The sequence below is a fragment of the Planktothrix tepida PCC 9214 genome (genome assembly GCF_900009145.1).
GTDB lineage: Bacteria > Cyanobacteriota > Cyanobacteriia > Cyanobacteriales > Microcoleaceae > Planktothrix > Planktothrix tepida.
In genome coordinates this window covers 1-2,076 of record NZ_LN889805.1, presented here as the reverse complement: position 1 = coordinate 2,076, position 2,076 = coordinate 1, and the positions used below count along the sequence as shown (strand labels likewise).

The following is a 2,076-nucleotide window of genomic DNA, read 5'->3' as shown; positions in this document are numbered from 1 at the left end:
TACACGCATATTTCTGACCAATATGTGCCTTTTCATGTCAAGGTTATTAATGCAACGGTCAGGGATGCTACTTATGTTTTAGATGGTTTGCTTTATCATGAAAGTGATTTGCAGATTCAGGAGCATTATACAGATACAAGCGGCTATACTGAGCAGGTGTTTGCTATGTGCCATCTGTTGGGGTTTAAATTTGCTCCACGAATGCGCGATTTACCTGATAAGAAACTTTACACTTTTGAGTCTACTTCTTCTGATGAGGTTTTATCACCTCTGTTAGGCGGGAAGATTAATGTGAAATTGATTTCTGAGTCTTGGGATGAGATTCTTCGGCTTGCTAGTTCGATTCGCACGGGGACGGTAACGGCTTCTTTGATGTTGCGGAAATTGGCTTCTTATCCTCGCCAGAATCGTTTAGCTTTGGCTTTGCGGGAGTTGGGGAGAATTGAGCGAACTTTGTTTACTTTGGAATGGTTGCAGAGTCCTGAATTACGACGAAGGGCGACTGCGGGGCTAAACAAGGGTGAGGCAAAACATACTCTCAAAAGGGCGGTGTTTTTTAATCGTCTGGGTGAGGTACGCGACCGCTCTTATGAAGATCAATTTTATCGTGCCAGTGGGTTAAATTTGGTGGTGGCGGCGATAGTTTTGTGGAATACGGTGTACTTAGAAAAAGCTGTTGATTATTTGAAACAACAGGGTGTGGATATTCCTGAAGAATATTTGCAACATTTGTCACCGTTGGGTTGGGAGCATATTAATCTTACAGGTGATTATGTTTGGAATCTAAAGCAGGCAAGCGGTTTTGACAACTTACGCCCTTTGCGGGTGAAAGAAAATAGGTATCGCTGAAATGCTTGAGGGATAAAGGTTTCAACCTTAGCGTACAATTTTCCCGTTTTGGCACGGTGATGCCATGTAGATAAAATTTACCGGACTAGAGACAACAGAGCTTGGTGTAAAGAAAGAGGAATTAGAATCAGTGGCCCCCCGTTAGGGAGACCTCCAGCAAATCTTAGTAAATCTACTAAGAAACAGGCGTTAGAGGATGAAAAAATTCGGAATTCGATTGAGGGCAAATTTGGGCAAGGAAAAAGAAGATTTAGCCTCAATCGCATTATGAATAAACTAGCTCATACTTCCGAAACGGCAATTGCTATTACTTTTTTAGTGATGAATCTCTCTGCCCTTCTTAGACAGCTTTTGGGGTCAATTTTTTTACTCAATTACTTTTTTCAGATCATAGATTATGACAAGTTATCTGTTAACTCCTTACCTCCAAGAAAAGTTATTTATCCTTCTAACTCCATTAGCTAGTTAATCATCCGTTTCCTTTTCTGTTACTTTTTCAGCAAGCCCTAATTAGAGCCTTAGCCCTGCCAAAAATAGACTAAGAATTAACCGTTAAACGGAGGATAATGGAGAGCCGTAGAAATTGTCCAAATATCCATTAAACCCAATAATAAACTACACCCAAATACAATAAAATACATCCAAGGTTGAGCCAAGGGACGTACATCCGTTGTATCAATTCCGGTTTTTTCTTGAACGATGGCTACAAACTTGGCAAATCCAGCCATTCGCATGGGGAGTAAATAGCCCTCTCCCGTCTGGCTCAAAAAATAATAAACCAGTCCCCCTTGTCCAGTAGTTCTGGGTTTTAAAGCTTTAATCTGACTCCAGGAAAGTGACCATCCCTTACGAAACCGGGGAAGAACAGTAACCCAAGGGGAATAGGTGACTTGAATTCCCTGCTCATCTACAATCACCCGTTCTGTTAGAAGACCATAAACAATGATCGCTCCTAGCCCAATTCCCATCGCCAGGAATAGGGGAGAAACGGGAGCTTGGACAGCTTGTGCCAAAAACGGCAACGGGAGCATCAACACAGTGTAAAGACTTAACAAGGTGATGCGGATAACAGCAGAAATGCGAAATACAGTGGGACTGGATAAAACGACAGGTTCAACGGTCATATTAAAAGCGTTTACAAATGGATTGACATTCCCCGCTCTGAAGAGACGGGGATTCTTAAGAGATTTTCACTCTTAAAGGCTGAGTCAAACAACCCCTACCCAC

At 42.1% G+C, this 2,076-nt stretch carries 2 protein-coding genes and 1 pseudogene; 2 read left to right on the top strand and 1 reads right to left on the bottom strand.

Annotation, left to right across the window (positions count from 1 at the left end):
- A partial coding sequence (locus PL9214_RS19655) for a Tn3 family transposase (protein ID WP_139295117.1) occupies positions 1 to 849 on the top strand: 849 nt, incomplete at its 5' end.
- Positions 850 to 912: 63 nt separating this feature from the next.
- Positions 913 to 1,314: pseudogene (locus PL9214_RS19650) on the top strand (transposase); the annotation flags it as partial.
- An 80-nt stretch (positions 1,315 to 1,394) separates the two neighbouring features.
- Here PL9214_RS19650 and PL9214_RS19645 read toward each other — a convergent pair.
- Positions 1,395 to 1,973 carry a hypothetical protein gene (locus PL9214_RS19645; RefSeq protein ID WP_072720476.1) on the bottom strand — a complete coding sequence of 193 codons (579 nt, stop codon included), beginning with the start codon at positions 1,971 to 1,973 and terminating at the stop codon, positions 1,395 to 1,397.
- Positions 1,974 to 2,076 lie beyond the last annotated feature (103 nt).

Coding starts and splice junctions, on each gene's coding strand:
- PL9214_RS19645 (WP_072720476.1), bottom strand. CDS start 1,973: ATGACCGTTGAACCTGTCGTTTTATCCAGTCCCACTGTATTTCGCATT.